We start from the raw sequence: 15382 nt of genomic DNA, 5'->3' as shown, positions 1-15382 counted from the left end.
TAAGATGTATTCAGAATAAATCTATCCGATAAATCTGATTGAGCAACCCCGGTCTGAGCAGGAAGATACGCTCTGTCTGTTCAGCTATTGCTTCCGGGATCCTGCTATTCATGCGTCACTGCCTTTTACTTGTTTTCATGCTCAGCGTGCTGCCCGCGACGTTAGCCCGGGCAGCACCTGCACAGCGGTCGTTTATCGACTGGCAGGTGACCTGCAACAACCAGAACTTTTGCATCGCCCGTAATACCGGCGAACATCACGGGCTGGTGATGACCTTAAGCCGCAGCGCGGGTGCAAAAACTGACGCGCTGCTGCGCATCGATCTCGGTGGGCTGGCAACGCCCGATCCTAAACAGCCCGCCATTGCTCCCCGCTTGCTGCTCGACGGCGAGCCGTTGCAGCTTGGCCCCCCGCACTGGCAAATCACCCCCTGGCGTCTGACGACCGACCATGCCGCCACCATTACTGCCCTGCTGACTACGCTTCAGCAAAAAAGGGTCATCACGCTCGCTGGTGGCAAGCAGGTCATCTCCCTGGATGGGATGAAAGAGGCGCTACAGTTTATTGATGCCCAGCAAAAGCGTGGCGGAAGCGAAACCGCGTGGATCAACAAAGGGGCGCAACCCCCGCTGAGCGTACCGCCCGCACCGGCGCTAAAAGAGGTGGCCGTGGTAAACCCGACGCCGACGCCGCTCACTCGCGAGGAGCGCAGCGATCTGCTCGACTATGGCACCTGGCGTATCAACAACAGCCAGTGTTCACTTGACCCGGCGCGTCGTGAAGTGCGGGTCACCGCCCTGACGGATGACAAAGCGCTGCTGATGGTTGGCTGCGAGGCGGGGGCGTACAACACCGTCGATTTGGCCTGGCTGGTCTCACGCAAAAAGCCGTTTGCTTCCCATGCGGTACGTCTGCGCCTGCCGTTTGTTCCCGCCAGCGACAGCAGCGAGATGGAGTTAATGAACGCCAGTTTTGATGAGAAGAGCCGCGAGCTGACGACCCTGGCGCTGGGACGCGGGATTGCCGACTGCGGCATCCAGACGCGCTGGCGTTTTACCGGTCAGCGCTTCCGTCTGGTACGGTATGCGGAAGAGCCAAGCTGTGATAACTGGCATGGGCCGGATGCATGGCCGACGTTGTGGATAACGCGCTAAAATGCCGGGTGGCGCTGCGCTAACCCGGCCCACGGATGACGTTAACCTTCCAGGTCCGGCAAGCGCAGCGCCGCCGGGCAAACCCCTTACAGTAAGGCCTGCGCCTTCTCGACCACATTCTCCACCGTAAAGCCGAAGAACGGGAACAGCTTCTCGGCCGGGGCGGATTCACCGTAGCCGGTCATGCCGACAATCTTCCCTTTCAGCCCGACATATTTGTACCAGTAGTCCGCGATACCCGCTTCCACCGCCACACGGGCCGTCACGTCTGATGGCAGCACCGACTCGCGGTACTCTTCATCCTGAGCATCAAAGATATCCGTTGAAGGCAGCGACACCACCCGTACTGCATGGCCTTCGGCGGTGAGCTTCTCCGCCGCCTTGACGGTGATCTCCATCTCCGAACCGGTCGCAATCAGAATCAGATCCGGCTTGCCGCCGCTGTCTTTCAGGATATATCCCCCGCGGGCAATATTTTTCACCTGTTCCGGGGTACGCTCGATCTGCGCCAGGTTCTGGCGGGAGAGGATCAGCGCCGTCGGGCCGTTGTGACGCTCTATCGCCAGCTTCCAGCCGACAGCGGCTTCAACCTGATCGCACGGTCGCCAGGTGCTGAAGTTTGGCGTCAGACGCAGGCTGGCCAGCTGTTCCACCGCCTGGTGAGTTGGGCCATCTTCCCCCAGACCGATGGAGTCGTGGGTATAAACCATGATCTGCCGGGCCTTCATCAGTGCCGCCATACGCGCGGCGTTACGCGCATACTCCACAAACATCAGGAAGGTGGCGGTATAAGGCACGAACCCGCCGTGGTGGGCGATACCGTTGGCAATGGCGGTCATGCCGAACTCGCGCACCCCGTAGTGGATGTAGTTCCCGGCAATATCTTCCTTGAGAGAGGTGGAGCCCGACCAGATAGTCAGGTTACTCGGTGCCAGGTCCGCCGAGCCGCCGAGCAGCTCCGGCAGGATCGGGCCAATAGCGTTAAGGACGTTTTGCGAGGCCTTACGGGTGGCGATTTTCGCCGGATTAGCCTGTAAATTCTCAATCAGCGCCTGGGTGGTCTCTTCCCAGTTTTCAGGCAGGCCACCCCCCATGCGACGGCTGAACTCTGCCGCCAGCTCCGGATGGGCTTTCTGATAGGCAGCAAATTTGTCGTTCCAGGCCGCCTGCGCTTTTTCGCCCTCTTCACGGGCATCCCAGGCTTTGTAGATCTCTTTAGGGATCTCAAAGGCCGGGTATTTCCAGCCCAGCTTCTGCCGCGTCAGAGCTACTTCCTCTTCCCCCAGCGCCGCGCCGTGGGACTCTTCTTTGCCGGCTTTGTTCGGGGAACCAAATCCGATGACCGTGCGACAGATTATCAGCGACGGTTTATCGGTTACGCTTTGCGCTTCCTGAATGGCCGCTTTCAGTGCCTCTGGATCGTGGCCGTCAATCTCATGCACCACGTGCCAGTTATAGGCCTCAAAGCGTTTGGCCGTGTCGTCGGTGAACCAACCCTCGGTTTCGCCGTCGATGGAGATGCCGTTGTGATCGTAGAAGCCGATCAGCTTGCCCAGGCCCAGCGTGCCCGCCAGGGAACAGACCTCGTGCGAGATCCCCTCCATCAGACAGCCATCGCCCATAAAGACATAGGTATGGTGATCGACAATCTCATGTCCCGGCTGGTTAAACTGCGCCGCCAGCGTGCGCTCGGCAATCGCCAGCCCGACCGCATTCGCCAGCCCCTGACCGAGCGGACCGGTGGTGGTTTCAACCCCTGGCGTATAACCCAGTTCCGGGTGCCCCGGCGTTTTTGAGTGCAGCTGACGGAAGTTTTTCAACTCCTCAAGCGGCAGGTTATAGCCGGAGAGGTGCAGCAGGCTATAAAGCAGCATCGAGGCGTGACCGTTAGAGAGAATAAAGCGGTCGCGGTCATACCACGTCGGATCGTTAGGGTTATGTTTCAGGAAGTCGTTCCACAACACTTCGGCAATATCGGCCATGCCCATCGGCGCGCCTGGGTGACCGGAATTGGCTTTTTGCACGGCATCCATGCTGAGGGCGCGAATGGCATTGGCTAACTCTTTACGGGACATAGTTCACTCCATGGCAAGGTTACAGTTTGGCGGCAAGCAGATCTTCGAGTTTGCGCTGGTCGACCCCGAAAAGACGGATCCCTTCTGACAGCTTCTCGACCGCCATGGCATCCTGATTATGCTCCCAGCGGAATTCGGCTTCGGTCATGGGTTTAGGTTTTGGCAGCACCGTGGAGGAGGGCACCAGACGGCGGATAACCGGCTCATCTTTCTCCTGCAACTCTTTCAGCAGGTTAGGGGAGATGGTCAGCCGGTCGCAGCCGGTGAGGGCCAGGATCTGTTCGGTCCGGCGGAAGCTGGCGCCCATCACGATGGTTTCGTAGCGGTGTTGCTTATAGTAATCGTAGATATTGCGAACGGATTTTACGCCGGGATCCTCATCCACCACATAGGGGTCCATCGGCTGGCGGGCCTGATACCAGTCGTAGATACGCCCGACGAACGGTGAAACCAGATGCACCCCGGCTTCGGCGCAGGCACGCGCCTGAGCGAAGGAGAAGAGCAGGGTCAGGTTACAGTTGATCCCCTCTTTCTCCAGCACTTCGGCCGCGCTGATCCCCTCCCAGGTGGAGGCCAGCTTGATCAGAATGCGCGATTTCTCCACATCCTGCTCCTCGTAGAGCTGCACAATCTGCCGCGCTTTGGCGATGCTCTTCTCCTGGTCGAACGACAGCCGGGCGTCCACTTCGGTAGAGACGCGCCCCGGAATACTTTTCAGAATTTCGCTACCGATATTCACCGCCAGTTTGTCGCTGGCCTCGGCAACCTGTTGCTCTTTGGTCTTGCCGCGGGCTTTACCAAACGTAATAGCGTCGTCAATCAGGTGCGAGAAGTGCTCAAGCCCGGCGGCTTTCAGCAGCAGCGACGGGTTGGTGGTCGCATCCTGGGGTTGATAATGGCGAATAGACTCGATATCACCGCTGTCAGCCACGACTGTGGTGAATTGTTTGATGCCGTCTAGTTGGTTCATAAATGATGACTCCTTGAAAATAAAAGAGTTGGTGGAGTGTGTTAGATCACACTTCTGCGAAATTCGCGATGGACTTAACAAAAAAGCATAGCAGACGGACATGGTCTTGCTTCGCTGGGCAGGTAACATGATTGTTATAAATTGATAACAATTTTTGTTTTTGGATAGTGAGACTTTGGCACCCTTCAAAGTTTGAACCGCAGTCAGCAGCGATACTATCCGCCACCCTGGGTGAACTCAGACCATAACAACATCACCCATTTTGAACGACACGTGAAAGGAACCTTACAATGGACGATCAGTTGAAACAGAGTGCCCTCGATTTTCATGAATTCCCTGTACCCGGCAAAATTCAGGTCTCCCCCACCAAGCCTCTCGCCACCCAGCGCGACCTGGCGTTAGCCTACTCGCCGGGCGTGGCCGCGCCCTGTCTTGAAATCGAAAAAGATCCACTGGCGGCCTACAAATACACCGCCCGCGGCAACCTGGTGGCGGTGATCTCCAACGGCACCGCGGTGCTGGGGCTGGGGAATATCGGAGCGCTGGCCGGTAAACCGGTGATGGAAGGCAAGGGCGTACTGTTTAAGAAATTTGCCGGTATCGACGTGTTCGATATTGAAGTGGATGAGCTCGACCCGGATAAATTTATCAACGTGGTGGCCGCGCTGGAGCCGACCTTTGGCGGCATCAACCTTGAGGACATCAAAGCGCCGGAATGTTTCTACATCGAGCAGAAACTGCGCGAGCGGATGAACATTCCGGTATTCCACGACGACCAGCACGGAACCGCCATCATCAGCACCGCCGCTATCCTCAATGGCCTGCGGGTGGTGGAGAAAAACCTCTCTGACGTGCGCATGGTGGTCTCCGGTGCGGGTGCGGCAGCTATCGCCTGTATGAACCTGCTGGTGGCGCTGGGGATGCAGAAGCACAACATTGTGGTCTGCGACTCCAAAGGCGTTATTTATAAAGGCCGCGAAGCCAATATGGCGGAGACCAAAGCTGCCTACGCCGTGGAGGATGACGGCAGGCGCACTCTGGCAGAGGTGGTGGACGGCGCGGATATCTTCCTTGGCTGCTCGGGCCCGAAAGTGCTGAACGAAGAGATGGTGATGAAGATGGCGCGCGCGCCGTTAATCCTCGCCCTGGCCAACCCGGAGCCGGAGATCCTGCCCCCGCTGGCGAAAGCGGTACGCCCGGATGCCATTATCTGTACCGGTCGTTCAGACTACCCAAACCAGGTGAACAACGTTCTCTGCTTCCCGTTCATCTTCCGCGGGGCGCTGGACGTCGGCGCGACCGCCATCAACGAAGAGATGAAGCTGGCAGCGGTTCACGCCATTGCCGAGCTGGCCCACGCGGAGCAGAGCGAAGTGGTGGCCTCCGCCTATGGCGATCAGGATCTGAGCTTTGGCCCGGATTACATTATTCCGAAGCCGTTCGATCCGCGTCTGATTGTCAAAATTGCGCCAGCGGTGGCGAAAGCGGCGATGGATTCCGGCGTGGCAACGCGCCCGATCGCCGACTTTGATGCCTACGTCGATAAACTCACCGAATTCGTCTACAAAACCAACCTGTTCATGAAGCCGATCTTCTCCCAGGCGCGCGCGGACGCAAAACGCGTGGTGCTGGCGGAAGGGGAGGAGGCGCGCGTCCTGCACGCCACTCAGGAGCTGGTAAGCCTGGGGCTGGCAAAGCCGATCCTGATTGGTCGTCCGAGCGTGATCGAGATGCGTATCCAGAAGCTGGGTCTGCAGATCAAGCCAGGCGTCGATTTCGAGATCGTCAACAATGAATCCGATCCACGCTTCAAGGAGTACTGGAGCGAGTACTACAGCATCATGAAGCGCCGGGGGATCACCCAGGAGCAGGCGCAGCGGGCGGTGATCGGCAACACCACGGTGATCGGGGCGATCATGGTGCACCGCGGTGAAGCCGACGCGCTGATCTGCGGCACCATCGGTGAGTACCATGAGCACTTCAGCGTGGTGCAGGAGATCTTCGGCTATCGCGACAACGTGCATACTGCCGGGGCGATGAATGCGCTGCTGCTGCCAAGCGGTAACACCTTTATTGCCGATACCTACGTCAACGACGATCCGACCCCGGAACAGCTGGCGGAGATTACGGTGATGGCGGCGGAAACGGTGCGTCGCTTCGGTATCGAACCGAAGGTGGCGCTGCTGTCGCACTCCAACTTTGGCTCATCCAAATCGGCTGCCGCCTGCAAAATGCGCCAGACGCTGGCGCTGGTGCGCGAGTGCGCACCGGAGCTGATGATCGACGGGGAGATGCATGGCGATGCCGCGCTGGTGGAGAGCATCCGTAACGAGCGGATGCCGGACAGTCCGCTGAAAGGCTCTGCCAACGTGCTGATCATGCCGAACGTGGAAGCGGCGCGTATCAGCTACAACCTGCTGCGCGTCTCCAGTTCAGAAGGGGTGACCGTCGGGCCGGTGTTGATGGGGGTGGCGAAACCGGTGCATGTATTAACCCCGATTGCCTCGGTGCGCCGTATCGTGAATATGGTGGCGCTGGCGGTGGTTGAGGCGCAGACGCAGCCGCTGTAGTGGGTAAGTGTCGGGTGGCACTTTCGCTTACCCGGCCTGTAGGTCGGGCAAGCGCAGCGCCGCCTGGGGTTAAACCCAGTCGCGAACCTTAATAAAATCCTTCAGGGCAGCCTCCGGGCTGCCTTCTTTTGGCTCATAGCTGTACTCCCAGCGCACCAGCGGCGGCATCGACATCAGAATCGACTCCGTGCGCCCGCCGGTTTGCAGACCGAACAGCGTCCCGCGGTCCCAGACCAGGTTAAACTCCACGTAGCGCCCGCGGCGATAGAGCTGGAACTCGCGCTCGCGCACCCCGTAATTGTGGTTTTTCCGCCGCTCGACAATCGGCAGGTACGCATCGGTATAGCCCTTGCCCACAGCCTGCATAAAGCGGAACGCGGTATCAAAATCGGGGGTGTTGAGATCGTCAAAGAACAGCCCGCCAATGCCGCGCTGCTCGTCGCGATGCTTCAGGTAAAAATAGTCGTCGCACCACTTCTTGTATTTCGGATAGACCTCGTCGCCAAAAGGCTGACACAGATCGCGGGCGGTCTGGTGCCAGTGCACCGCGTCCTCTTCAAAGCCGTAATAAGGCGTTAAGTCGAAGCCGCCACCGAACCACCACACCGGCTCAGCACCCGGTTTTTCGGCGATAAAAAAGCGCACGTTAGCGTGGCTGGTCGGTACAAAGGGGTTATGCGGGTGCACCACCAGCGAGACGCCCATTGCCTCAAAGCTGCGGCCTGCCAGCTCCGGGCGGTGCGCGGTGGCCGAGGCGGGCATCGCGTCGCCGTGGACGTGGGAGAAGTTAACCCCGGCCTGCTCGAACACGCCGCCGTTGCGCAGTACGCGGCTGCGTCCGCCGCCACCGGCCTCGCGCTGCCACTCGTCCTGCTGGAATTCACCGCCATCGACGGCGCTCAGTTTCTGGCAAATGTCATCCTGCAGTTGCAGCAGAAAGGTTTTAACCAGCTGTGCATTGGGTTTCATCAACGTTTCCTGGAGTGCGCTTTCTGGTTATCGAACCAGTTAAAGTAACTGATAATGCCGGAGGCAATCGCGTTGGCGATCTTCTGGCGAAACGCCGTCGTGCCGAGCAGACGCTCCTCTTCCGGGTTGGTAATAAAAGAGGTTTCCACCAGCACTGATGGAATCGACGGCGATTTCAACACCACAAACGCCGCCTGCTCGGTGCCTTTACTGTGCAGACGGTGTACCGGCTTAATCTTCTTCAGAATATGCGAGCCGAGCGTCAGGCTGTTTTTGATGGTATCCGTCTGAACAAGGTCAAACAGCACCTGCTGCAGGAGATGATCTTTGTCGGTGGTTTTCTTTCCGGCCACTTCATCCGCGCGGTTTTCCCGGTCGGAGAGGTATTTTGCCATGGCGCTACTGGCGCCGCGGTTGGAGAGGGCAAATACCGATGCCCCCGCCGCCGACGGGTTAGTAAAGCCGTCGGCATGTATCGACATAAACAGATCCGCGCCGTGCTTGTGGGCGATCTCCACGCGGTCGTACAGCGGAATGAAGGTGTCGCCGGTGCGGGTCAGGCGGGCGTCAATGCCGTTGTTGCGTAAAATCGACCGGACATTTTTTGCAATTGCCAGCACAACGTGTTTTTCTTTCGATCCGTTTCTGCCAATGGCGCCGGTATCAATGCCGCCGTGACCCGGATCGAGCATCACCAGACGCTTCGCGCCGGGTTTTTTGGTTTTGGGTTTACTGTGTCCGTTACTGGTTTTGAGCGTGCTCTCGTCTTTTGCCTGAGCCTGCTTTGCGATGCCCGTTAACGTTAAGGCCGCCAGCCCCGCTTTGAGAACCTGACGACGCGATGTGAGTGCTTTTAATGGTTTGAATGTGCTCATGCGGCCTGAATTGTAAAAATTGGGGTCCTGGTGTTATATCGTATCGTCTTTTCCGTTACGACAGTCCATGTGGCGAATTGTTTTACTTTTCATTTCAATACGTGACAAAGTGCCATTATGCCAAATTTTCAGGCGTTTTTCGCGGGATATTGGCGAAAGCGGGCGTTCGCGTCATAATCACTGTTTTTGAACCCAAAAAGGCGGTTAATACCATGGAGATACGTGTTTTTCGCCAGGCAGACTTCGAAGAGGTGATCACTCTCTGGGAGCGCTGCGAGCTCCTGCGACCGTGGAACGATCCGGAGATGGACATCGAGCGCAAGCTCAATCATGACGTCAGCCTGTTTTTGGTGGCGGAGGTGAACGGCGAAGTGGTAGGCACCGTAATGGGCGGCTACGACGGGCATCGCGGCTCGGCGTACTATCTGGGCGTGCACCCGGAGTTTCGCGGGCGTGGTATCGCCAACGCGCTGCTCAATCGTCTGGAAAAGAAACTGATCGCCCGCGGCTGTCCAAAAATTCAGATCATGGTGCGGGAAGATAACGACATGGTACTGGGTATGTACGAGCGTCTTAACTATGAACATGCCGACGTGCTGACGCTGGGCAAGCGCCTGATAGAAGATGAAGAGTATTGATTTTCACCCGGGCGACTATGACAGCTATGGCCGGGTACGCCTGCCGTTTCTGTTCTGGTGCGTGCTGCTCCTTCAGGCGCGCACCTGGGTGCTGTTCGTGCTGGCTGGCGCCTCCCGGGATCAGGGCAACACGCTGCTGAGCCTGTTTTATCCCGATCGCAATAACTTCTGGCTCGGGCTGCTGCCGGGGCTCCCGGCAGTAGTTGCCTTTTTACTGAGCGGGCGGCGTCATCTCTGGCCGCGCCTGTGGCGTGCGCTGCACGGGCTGCTTATCCTTGCCCAGGGTGTGTTGCTGTGCTGGCAGCCGCTGCTGTGGCTGAACGGCGAAGCCCTGAGCGGCCCAGGCATTGCGCTGGTGGTGGCCGATATTGTGGCGCTGCTGTGGCTGCTGACCCATCCTCGTCTGCGCGCCTGTTTCACCCCCGAGAAAGATTAAACGGCACTTTTTAGCGATGCTGTACTCCAACAAGCGTTCAAATAACCAGAAAGGAACTCCCGATGAAATCGCTGCGTTTACTGTTATGTGCGCTCCCCGTTGTCCTGACGGGCTGCTCAACGCTTTCCGCCGTTAACTGGTCTGCGGCTTATCCCTGGAACTGGTTCGGCTCATCCAGCGATGTGACTGAGCAGGGGGTGGGCAACCTCACCGCCGCCACGCCGCTGGAACAGAGCGCCATCGAATCGGCATTAGGCGGTGATTACCGGCTGCGCAGCGGCATGAAAACCGAGAACGGCAACATTGTGCACTATTACGAAGCACTGAAAGATGACCAACTGGCCCTGGTGATTAACGGTAATAAAGAGACGGTGACGCGCATCGAGGTGCTGGATAGCGACATCGAAACTGACACTGGGGTGAAGATCGGTACTCCGTTCAGCGACCTCTATCAGAAAGCCTACGGCAACTGCGCGAGCGCCCCTGCAGAAGAGGGGGTGGCGGTAGAGTGCAAGGCGGAAGGCAGCCAGCATATCAGCTATCAGTTCAGCGGAACCTGGAATGGCCCGCAAGGGTTAATGCCCTCTGACGACACCCTGAAAAACTGGAAAGTCAGCAAAATTATCTGGCAGCAGTAAATTGCGCCTGGACAAGCCGCCTCGCTGAAAAAGCGGGTATAATCGCCGCCAACCATGCCACGACTTCGTGGCATCTTTTTTTCAGGAGGAGCGATGTCTCAGGTTCAGAGTGGCATTTTGCCAGAACATTGCCGCGCGGCGATTTGGATCGAAGCCAATGTCAAAGGGGATGTTGATGCCCTGCGTGCGGCCAGCAAAGTCTTTATTGATAACGTGGCCACCTTCCAGGCCAAATTCCCGGATGCCCACTGCGGCGCAGTGGTGGCATTTGGTCACAACGTCTGGCGTCAGCTGAGCGGCGGAGAAGGGGCCGAAGAGTTGAAAGACTTTGTCCCTTACGGTAAAGGTCTGGCTCCGGCCACCCAGTACGACGTGCTGATCCATATTCTCTCTCTGCGTCACGACGTGAACTTCTCCATCGCCCAGGCTGCGATGGCTGCCTTTGGCGACTGCGTTGAAGTAAAAGAAGAGATCCACGGTTTCCGCTGGGTGGAAGAGCGCGATCTGAGTGGCTTTGTTGACGGCACCGAAAATCCGGCAGGGGACGAGATCCGTCGTGAAGTCGCGGTGATCAAAGAGGGCGTGGACGCGGGCGGCAGTTACGTCTTCGTCCAGCGCTGGGAGCACAACCTCAAACAGCTCAACCGCATGAGCGTACACGACCAGGAGATGATGATTGGCCGCACCAAAGAGGCCAATGAAGAGATCGACGGCGACGATCGCCCGGCGACCTCTCACCTGAGCCGCGTGGATCTGAAAGAGGATGGCAAAGGGCTGAAGATTGTCCGCCAGAGCCTGCCGTATGGTACCGCCAGCGGCATACACGGCCTCTACTTCTGCGCCTACTGCGCGCGTCTGTATAACATTGAACAGCAGCTGCTGAGCATGTTTGGCGATACCGACGGCAAGCGCGACGCGATGCTGCGTTTCACCAAACCGGTGACCGGCGGCTACTACTTTGCGCCATCCATCGAGCGTCTGCTGGCATTATAAAACGGCACTCCTTTCACAGGCCGGGCAAGCGTAAGCGCCACCCGGCACTTTTCCCGCACCCTTATTCCCTTTTCTGCTTCCAAATCACTAAACGGTATATAAAACCGTTACTCCTTTAGTACGCGTTATAAATATCATGACCCTGAGAAAAACATCACATCTTAAGGGTGCGCAATGGCCATTACTGTACTGAAAAAAGGATCTCTGGTGCTGGCAGCTTCAGTGTTGCTGGTCGCGCAGGCGCAGGCAACCGAGCTGCTGAACAGCTCCTATGATGTCTCGCGCGAGCTGTTTGCCGCCCTGAACCCGCCCTTCGAACAGCAGTGGGCGAAAGAGAATAACGGCGATAAGCTGACCATTAAGCAGTCTCATGCCGGCTCGTCGAAACAGGCGCTGGCCATTCTGCAGGGGCTGAAGGCCGATGTGGTCACCTATAACCAGGTCACTGATGTGCAGATCCTGCACGATAAAGGCAAGCTGATCCCGGCCAACTGGCAGAGCCGTCTGCCAAACAACAGCTCGCCGTTCTACTCAACCATGGGCTTCCTGGTACGTAAGGGCAACCCAAAGAACATCCACGACTGGAACGACCTGGTGCGTTCTGACGTGAAGCTGATCTTCCCGAACCCGAAAACCTCCGGCAACGCCCGTTACACTTACCTGGCCGCCTGGGGCGCCGCAGACAAAGCGGACGGCAACGATAAAGCCAAAACTGAACAGTTCATGACCCAGTTCCTGAAAAACGTTGAAGTGTTTGATACCGGCGGTCGCGGTGCCACCACCACCTTCGCGGAACGCGGTCTGGGCGATGTGCTGATCAGCTTTGAATCGGAAGTGAACAACATCCGTAAGCAGTACGAAGCCCAGGGCTTTGAAGTGGTTATCCCGAAAACCAACGTTCTGGCGGAGTTCCCGGTAGCGTGGGTGGATAAAAATATCGAAGCCAACGGCACGGAGAAGGCGGCAAAAGCCTATCTCAACTATCTCTACAGCCCGCAGGCGCAGACGGTGATCACCGATTACTACTATCGCGTGAATAACCCGGACGTGATGAACAAGCTGAAAGACAAATTCCCGCAGACCGAGCTGTTCCGCGTGGAAGAGCACTTTGGTGCCTGGCCTGAGGTGATGAAAACCCATTTCGCCAGCGGCGGTGAGTTAGACAAACTGTTGGCGGCGGGGCGTAAGTAATGTTTGCAGTTTCCTCCAGACGTGTGCTGCCGGGCTTTACCTTAAGCCTCGGGACCAGCCTGCTGTTCGTCTGTCTCATTTTGTTATTACCGCTCAGCGCGCTGGTGGTCCAGCTCTCTGAGATGAGCTGGTCCCAGTACTGGGAGGTGATCAGCAATCCGCAGGTGGTGGAGGCCTATAAAGTGACGCTGCTGTCGGCGTTTGTTGCCTCCCTGTTTAACGGCGTGTTCGGCCTGCTGATGGCGTGGATCTTAACTCGCTACCGTTTTCCGGGCCGCACGCTGCTGGATGCTCTGATGGATTTACCCTTCGCGCTGCCCACCGCGGTGGCGGGCCTGACCCTGGCCTCGCTGTTTTCCGTCAACGGTTTTTACGGCGAGTGGCTGGCGAAGTTTGATATCAAAGTGACCTATACCTGGCTCGGCATTGCGGTGGCGATGGCCTTTACCAGCATCCCGTTTGTGGTGCGAACCGTGCAGCCGGTGCTGGAAGAGTTAGGCCCGGAATATGAAGAGGCGGCAGAAACGCTGGGCGCAACGCGCTGGCAGAGCTTCCGCAAGGTGGTACTGCCTGAGCTATCTCCGGCCCTGCTGGCAGGCGTGGCGCTGTCGTTCACCCGCAGCCTCGGTGAGTTTGGCGCGGTGATTTTTATCGCCGGTAACATCGCGTGGAAAACCGAAGTGACCTCGCTGATGATTTTTGTTCGCCTGCAGGAGTTTGATTACCCGGCGGCGAGCGCCATTGCCTCGGTGATCCTGGCGGCATCGCTGCTGCTGCTGTTCTCGATTAACACTCTGCAAAGTCGCTTTGGTCGACGCGTGGTAGGTCACTGATGGCGGAAATCACTCAATTGAAACGCTACGACGCTCCCCGTATCAACTGGGGAAAATGGGTGCTGATTGGCACCGGCGTGCTGGTATCGGCCTTCATTCTGGTCGTGCCGATGGTCTATATCTTTGTCCAGGCGTTCAGTAAAGGGATTATGCCCGCGCTGCACAATCTGGCCGACCCGGACATGCTGCATGCCATCTGGCTGACGGTAATGATTGCGCTTATCACCGTGCCGGTGAACCTGGTGTTCGGTGTTCTGCTGGCCTGGCTGGTCACCCGCTTTAACTTCCCGGGCCGCCAGCTGCTGCTGACCCTGCTGGACATTCCGTTTGCGGTTTCACCGGTGGTGGCCGGTCTGGTCTATCTGCTCTTCTACGGCTCCAACGGCCCGCTGGGCGGCTGGCTGGATGAGCATAACCTGCAGATCATGTTCGCCTGGCCGGGCATGGTGCTGGTTACGATATTTGTCACCTGTCCGTTTGTGGTACGTGAGCTGGTGCCGGTGATGTTAAGCCAGGGCAGCAACGAAGACGAAGCGGCGGTGCTGCTGGGCGCATCCGGCTGGCAGATGTTCCGCCGCGTCACCCTGCCGAATATCCGCTGGGCGCTGCTCTATGGCGTAGTGTTGACGAACGCCCGTGCAATTGGCGAGTTCGGGGCCGTTTCTGTTGTATCCGGCTCCATTCGCGGTGAAACCCTGTCGCTGCCGTTACAGATTGAACTGCTGCAGCAGGACTACAACACCATCGGCTCCTTTACCGCCGCAGCGTTGCTGACGCTGATGGCTATTTTGACCCTGTTTTTGAAGAGTGTGGTGCAGTGGCGTTTAGAGAATCAGGAAAAACGTCAGCATCAGGAGGGAAATCATGAGCATTGAGATTGCCAATATTAAGAAGTCTTTTGGTCGCACCCAGGTGCTGAATGATATCTCGCTGGATATCCCTTCCGGACAAATGGTGGCGCTGCTGGGGCCGTCTGGCTCCGGTAAAACCACGCTGCTGCGTATCATCGCCGGTCTCGAGCATCAGACCAGCGGGCACATCCGCTTCCACGGCACTGACGTGAGCCGCCTGCATGCCCGCGACCGTAAAGTGGGCTTTGTGTTCCAGCATTACGCCCTGTTCCGCCACATGACGGTGTTCGATAACATCGCCTTTGGCCTGACGGTGCTGCCGCGTCGTGAACGTCCGGACGCCGCCACCATCAAGGCGAAAGTTACCAAACTGCTGGAGATGGTGCAGCTGGCTCACCTGGCTGATCGTTATCCGGCGCAGCTCTCCGGCGGCCAGAAACAGCGTGTGGCCTTAGCGCGCGCCCTCGCCGTTGAGCCGCAAATCCTGCTGCTGGACGAACCCTTTGGCGCGCTGGATGCGCAGGTGCGTAAAGAGCTTCGCCGCTGGCTGCGTCAGCTGCATGAGGAGCTGAAATTCACCAGCGTCTTCGTGACCCACGATCAGGAAGAGGCGATGGAAGTGGCCGACCGGGTGGTGGTAATGAGCCAGGGGAATATCGAACAGGTTGATGAGCCTGAGCAGCTCTGGCGTGAACCGGCGACCCGCTTCGTGCTGGAGTTTATGGGTGAAGTGAACCGACTGCACGGCAATATCCGCGGCGGCCAGTTCCATGTCGGGGCCCACCGCTGGCCGCTGGGTTACACCCCTGGCTATCAGGGGCCGGTCGATCTCTTCCTGCGTCCGTGGGAAGTGGATGTCAGCCGTCGCACCAGTCTCGACTCGCCGCTGCCGGTCCAGGTGCTGGAAGCCAGCCCGAAAGGTCATTACACCCAACTGGTCGTCCAGCCGCTGGGCTGGTACAACGAACCGCTGACGGTGGTGATGCGCGACGAGGAGCCGCCGCACCGCGGTGAACGCCTGTTTGTCGGCCTGCAACATGCGCGCATTTACCATGATAAGGATCGCATCGAGACGCGGGGAGATCTTGCTCTGGCGGAATCTGCCTGATAGGTTAACGCCACGTAGTTTTGCCGGGTGGCGCTGCGCTTACCCGGCCTACGATATGCTCTGTGTAGGCCCGGTAAGCGT

At 58.1% G+C, this 15382-nt stretch carries 14 protein-coding genes; 10 read left to right on the top strand and 4 right to left on the bottom strand.

Annotated elements, in window-relative coordinates:
* The first annotated feature begins 110 nt into the window (after positions 1–110).
* Entirely contained in the window at positions 111–1154 is a 1044-nt protein-coding gene (locus tag ACOKCT_RS09030; protein WP_103180668.1) for a DUF1176 domain-containing protein, read from the top strand.
* A gap of 86 nt (positions 1155–1240) precedes the next feature.
* Here ACOKCT_RS09030 and tkt read toward each other — a convergent pair whose 3' ends face one another.
* Both tkt and tal read right to left on the bottom strand, forming a co-directional pair.
* The gene (gene tkt, locus ACOKCT_RS09025) at positions 1241–3229 is read right to left on the bottom strand and encodes a transketolase (RefSeq protein ID WP_103180667.1); all 1989 of its coding nucleotides are present in this window, start codon (positions 3227–3229) and stop codon (positions 1241–1243) included.
* Between the two features lie 19 nt (positions 3230–3248).
* Positions 3249–4199, bottom strand: coding sequence for a transaldolase (gene tal, locus ACOKCT_RS09020; RefSeq protein ID WP_420193387.1), 951 nt, complete (start codon positions 4197–4199; stop codon positions 3249–3251).
* Positions 4200–4489: 290 nt separating this feature from the next.
* Between tal and maeB the strand changes: the two genes are divergently transcribed.
* Positions 4490–6769 carry an NADP-dependent oxaloacetate-decarboxylating malate dehydrogenase gene (maeB, locus tag ACOKCT_RS09015; RefSeq protein WP_420193386.1) on the top strand — a complete coding sequence of 760 codons (2280 nt, stop codon included), beginning with the start codon at positions 4490–4492 and terminating at the stop codon, positions 6767–6769.
* 69 nt (positions 6770–6838) lie between these two features.
* On the opposite strand, the gene hemF is transcribed toward maeB, so the two are convergent.
* Both hemF and amiA read right to left on the bottom strand, forming a co-directional pair.
* A complete protein-coding gene (gene hemF / locus ACOKCT_RS09010) occupies positions 6839–7738 on the bottom strand; it encodes an oxygen-dependent coproporphyrinogen oxidase (RefSeq protein WP_103180663.1) in 900 nt (299 codons plus the stop codon).
* Positions 7738–8613 (bottom strand): N-acetylmuramoyl-L-alanine amidase AmiA, encoded by an 876-nt coding sequence (gene amiA, locus ACOKCT_RS09005; RefSeq protein WP_103180661.1) that lies wholly within the window; start codon positions 8611–8613, stop codon positions 7738–7740. Before amiA ends, hemF begins: the two co-directional genes overlap by 1 nt.
* Positions 8614–8825: 212 nt before the next feature.
* Here amiA and ACOKCT_RS09000 point away from each other — a divergent pair, with 212 nt between their 5' ends.
* From ACOKCT_RS09000 to cysA, 8 genes are all read left to right on the top strand, one after another.
* A complete protein-coding gene (locus tag ACOKCT_RS09000; protein WP_032613000.1) occupies positions 8826–9251 on the top strand; it encodes a GNAT family acetyltransferase in 426 nt (141 codons plus the stop codon).
* Positions 9238–9687, top strand: a complete 450-nt coding sequence (locus tag ACOKCT_RS08995; protein ID WP_103180659.1) for a DUF2919 domain-containing protein — start codon at positions 9238–9240, stop codon at positions 9685–9687. Before ACOKCT_RS09000 ends, ACOKCT_RS08995 begins: the two co-directional genes overlap by 14 nt.
* A 62-nt stretch (positions 9688–9749) precedes the next feature.
* Entirely contained in the window at positions 9750–10325 is a 576-nt protein-coding gene (locus ACOKCT_RS08990; RefSeq protein WP_159340069.1) for an RpoE-regulated lipoprotein, read from the top strand.
* A gap of 93 nt (positions 10326–10418) precedes the next feature.
* Positions 10419–11318 (top strand): Dyp-type peroxidase, encoded by a 900-nt coding sequence (locus tag ACOKCT_RS08985; protein ID WP_156655005.1) that lies wholly within the window; start codon positions 10419–10421, stop codon positions 11316–11318.
* Positions 11319–11492: 174 nt separating this feature from the next.
* Positions 11493–12509: a sulfate ABC transporter substrate-binding protein gene (locus tag ACOKCT_RS08980; RefSeq protein ID WP_103180653.1), complete on the top strand. Its 1017-nt coding sequence runs from the start codon at positions 11493–11495 to the stop codon at positions 12507–12509.
* The gene (cysT, locus tag ACOKCT_RS08975) at positions 12509–13342 is read left to right on the top strand and encodes a sulfate/thiosulfate ABC transporter permease CysT (protein WP_159340070.1); all 834 of its coding nucleotides are present in this window, start codon (positions 12509–12511) and stop codon (positions 13340–13342) included. The genes ACOKCT_RS08980 and cysT overlap by 1 nt, the downstream gene beginning before the upstream one ends.
* Positions 13342–14217, top strand: a complete 876-nt coding sequence (cysW, locus tag ACOKCT_RS08970; protein ID WP_103180649.1) for a sulfate/thiosulfate ABC transporter permease CysW — start codon at positions 13342–13344, stop codon at positions 14215–14217. Before cysT ends, cysW begins: the two co-directional genes overlap by 1 nt.
* Positions 14207–15301 (top strand): sulfate/thiosulfate ABC transporter ATP-binding protein CysA, encoded by a 1095-nt coding sequence (gene cysA, locus ACOKCT_RS08965; RefSeq protein ID WP_103180647.1) that lies wholly within the window; start codon positions 14207–14209, stop codon positions 15299–15301. The genes cysW and cysA overlap by 11 nt, the downstream gene beginning before the upstream one ends.
* Positions 15302–15382: the final 81 nt, after the last annotated feature.

The sequence above is a fragment of the Leclercia sp. M-A074-M genome, assembly GCF_965195605.1.
GTDB lineage: Bacteria > Pseudomonadota > Gammaproteobacteria > Enterobacterales > Enterobacteriaceae > Enterobacter.
Note: the sequence above shows the minus strand (reverse complement) of the source record. Positions and strands in the feature narration are given on the sequence as shown.

Excerpts from the sequence above, each read along its gene's own strand:
- ACOKCT_RS09030 (WP_103180668.1), top strand. The coding sequence starts at position 111 with ATGCGTCACTGCCTTTTACTTGTTTTCATGCTCAGCGTGCTGCCCGCG.
- tkt (WP_103180667.1), bottom strand. The coding sequence starts at position 3,229 with ATGTCCCGTAAAGAGTTAGCCAATGCCATTCGCGCCCTCAGCATGGAT.
- tal (WP_420193387.1), bottom strand. The coding sequence starts at position 4,199 with ATGAACCAACTAGACGGCATCAAACAATTCACCACAGTCGTGGCTGAC.
- maeB (WP_420193386.1), top strand. The coding sequence starts at position 4,490 with ATGGACGATCAGTTGAAACAGAGTGCCCTCGATTTTCATGAATTCCCT.
- hemF (WP_103180663.1), bottom strand. The coding sequence starts at position 7,738 with ATGAAACCCAATGCACAGCTGGTTAAAACCTTTCTGCTGCAACTGCAG.
- amiA (WP_103180661.1), bottom strand. The coding sequence starts at position 8,613 with ATGAGCACATTCAAACCATTAAAAGCACTCACATCGCGTCGTCAGGTT.
- ACOKCT_RS09000 (WP_032613000.1), top strand. The coding sequence starts at position 8,826 with ATGGAGATACGTGTTTTTCGCCAGGCAGACTTCGAAGAGGTGATCACT.
- ACOKCT_RS08995 (WP_103180659.1), top strand. The coding sequence starts at position 9,238 with ATGAAGAGTATTGATTTTCACCCGGGCGACTATGACAGCTATGGCCGG.
- ACOKCT_RS08990 (WP_159340069.1), top strand. The coding sequence starts at position 9,750 with ATGAAATCGCTGCGTTTACTGTTATGTGCGCTCCCCGTTGTCCTGACG.
- ACOKCT_RS08985 (WP_156655005.1), top strand. The coding sequence starts at position 10,419 with ATGTCTCAGGTTCAGAGTGGCATTTTGCCAGAACATTGCCGCGCGGCG.
- ACOKCT_RS08980 (WP_103180653.1), top strand. The coding sequence starts at position 11,493 with ATGGCCATTACTGTACTGAAAAAAGGATCTCTGGTGCTGGCAGCTTCA.
- cysT (WP_159340070.1), top strand. The coding sequence starts at position 12,509 with ATGTTTGCAGTTTCCTCCAGACGTGTGCTGCCGGGCTTTACCTTAAGC.
- cysW (WP_103180649.1), top strand. The coding sequence starts at position 13,342 with ATGGCGGAAATCACTCAATTGAAACGCTACGACGCTCCCCGTATCAAC.
- cysA (WP_103180647.1), top strand. The coding sequence starts at position 14,207 with ATGAGCATTGAGATTGCCAATATTAAGAAGTCTTTTGGTCGCACCCAG.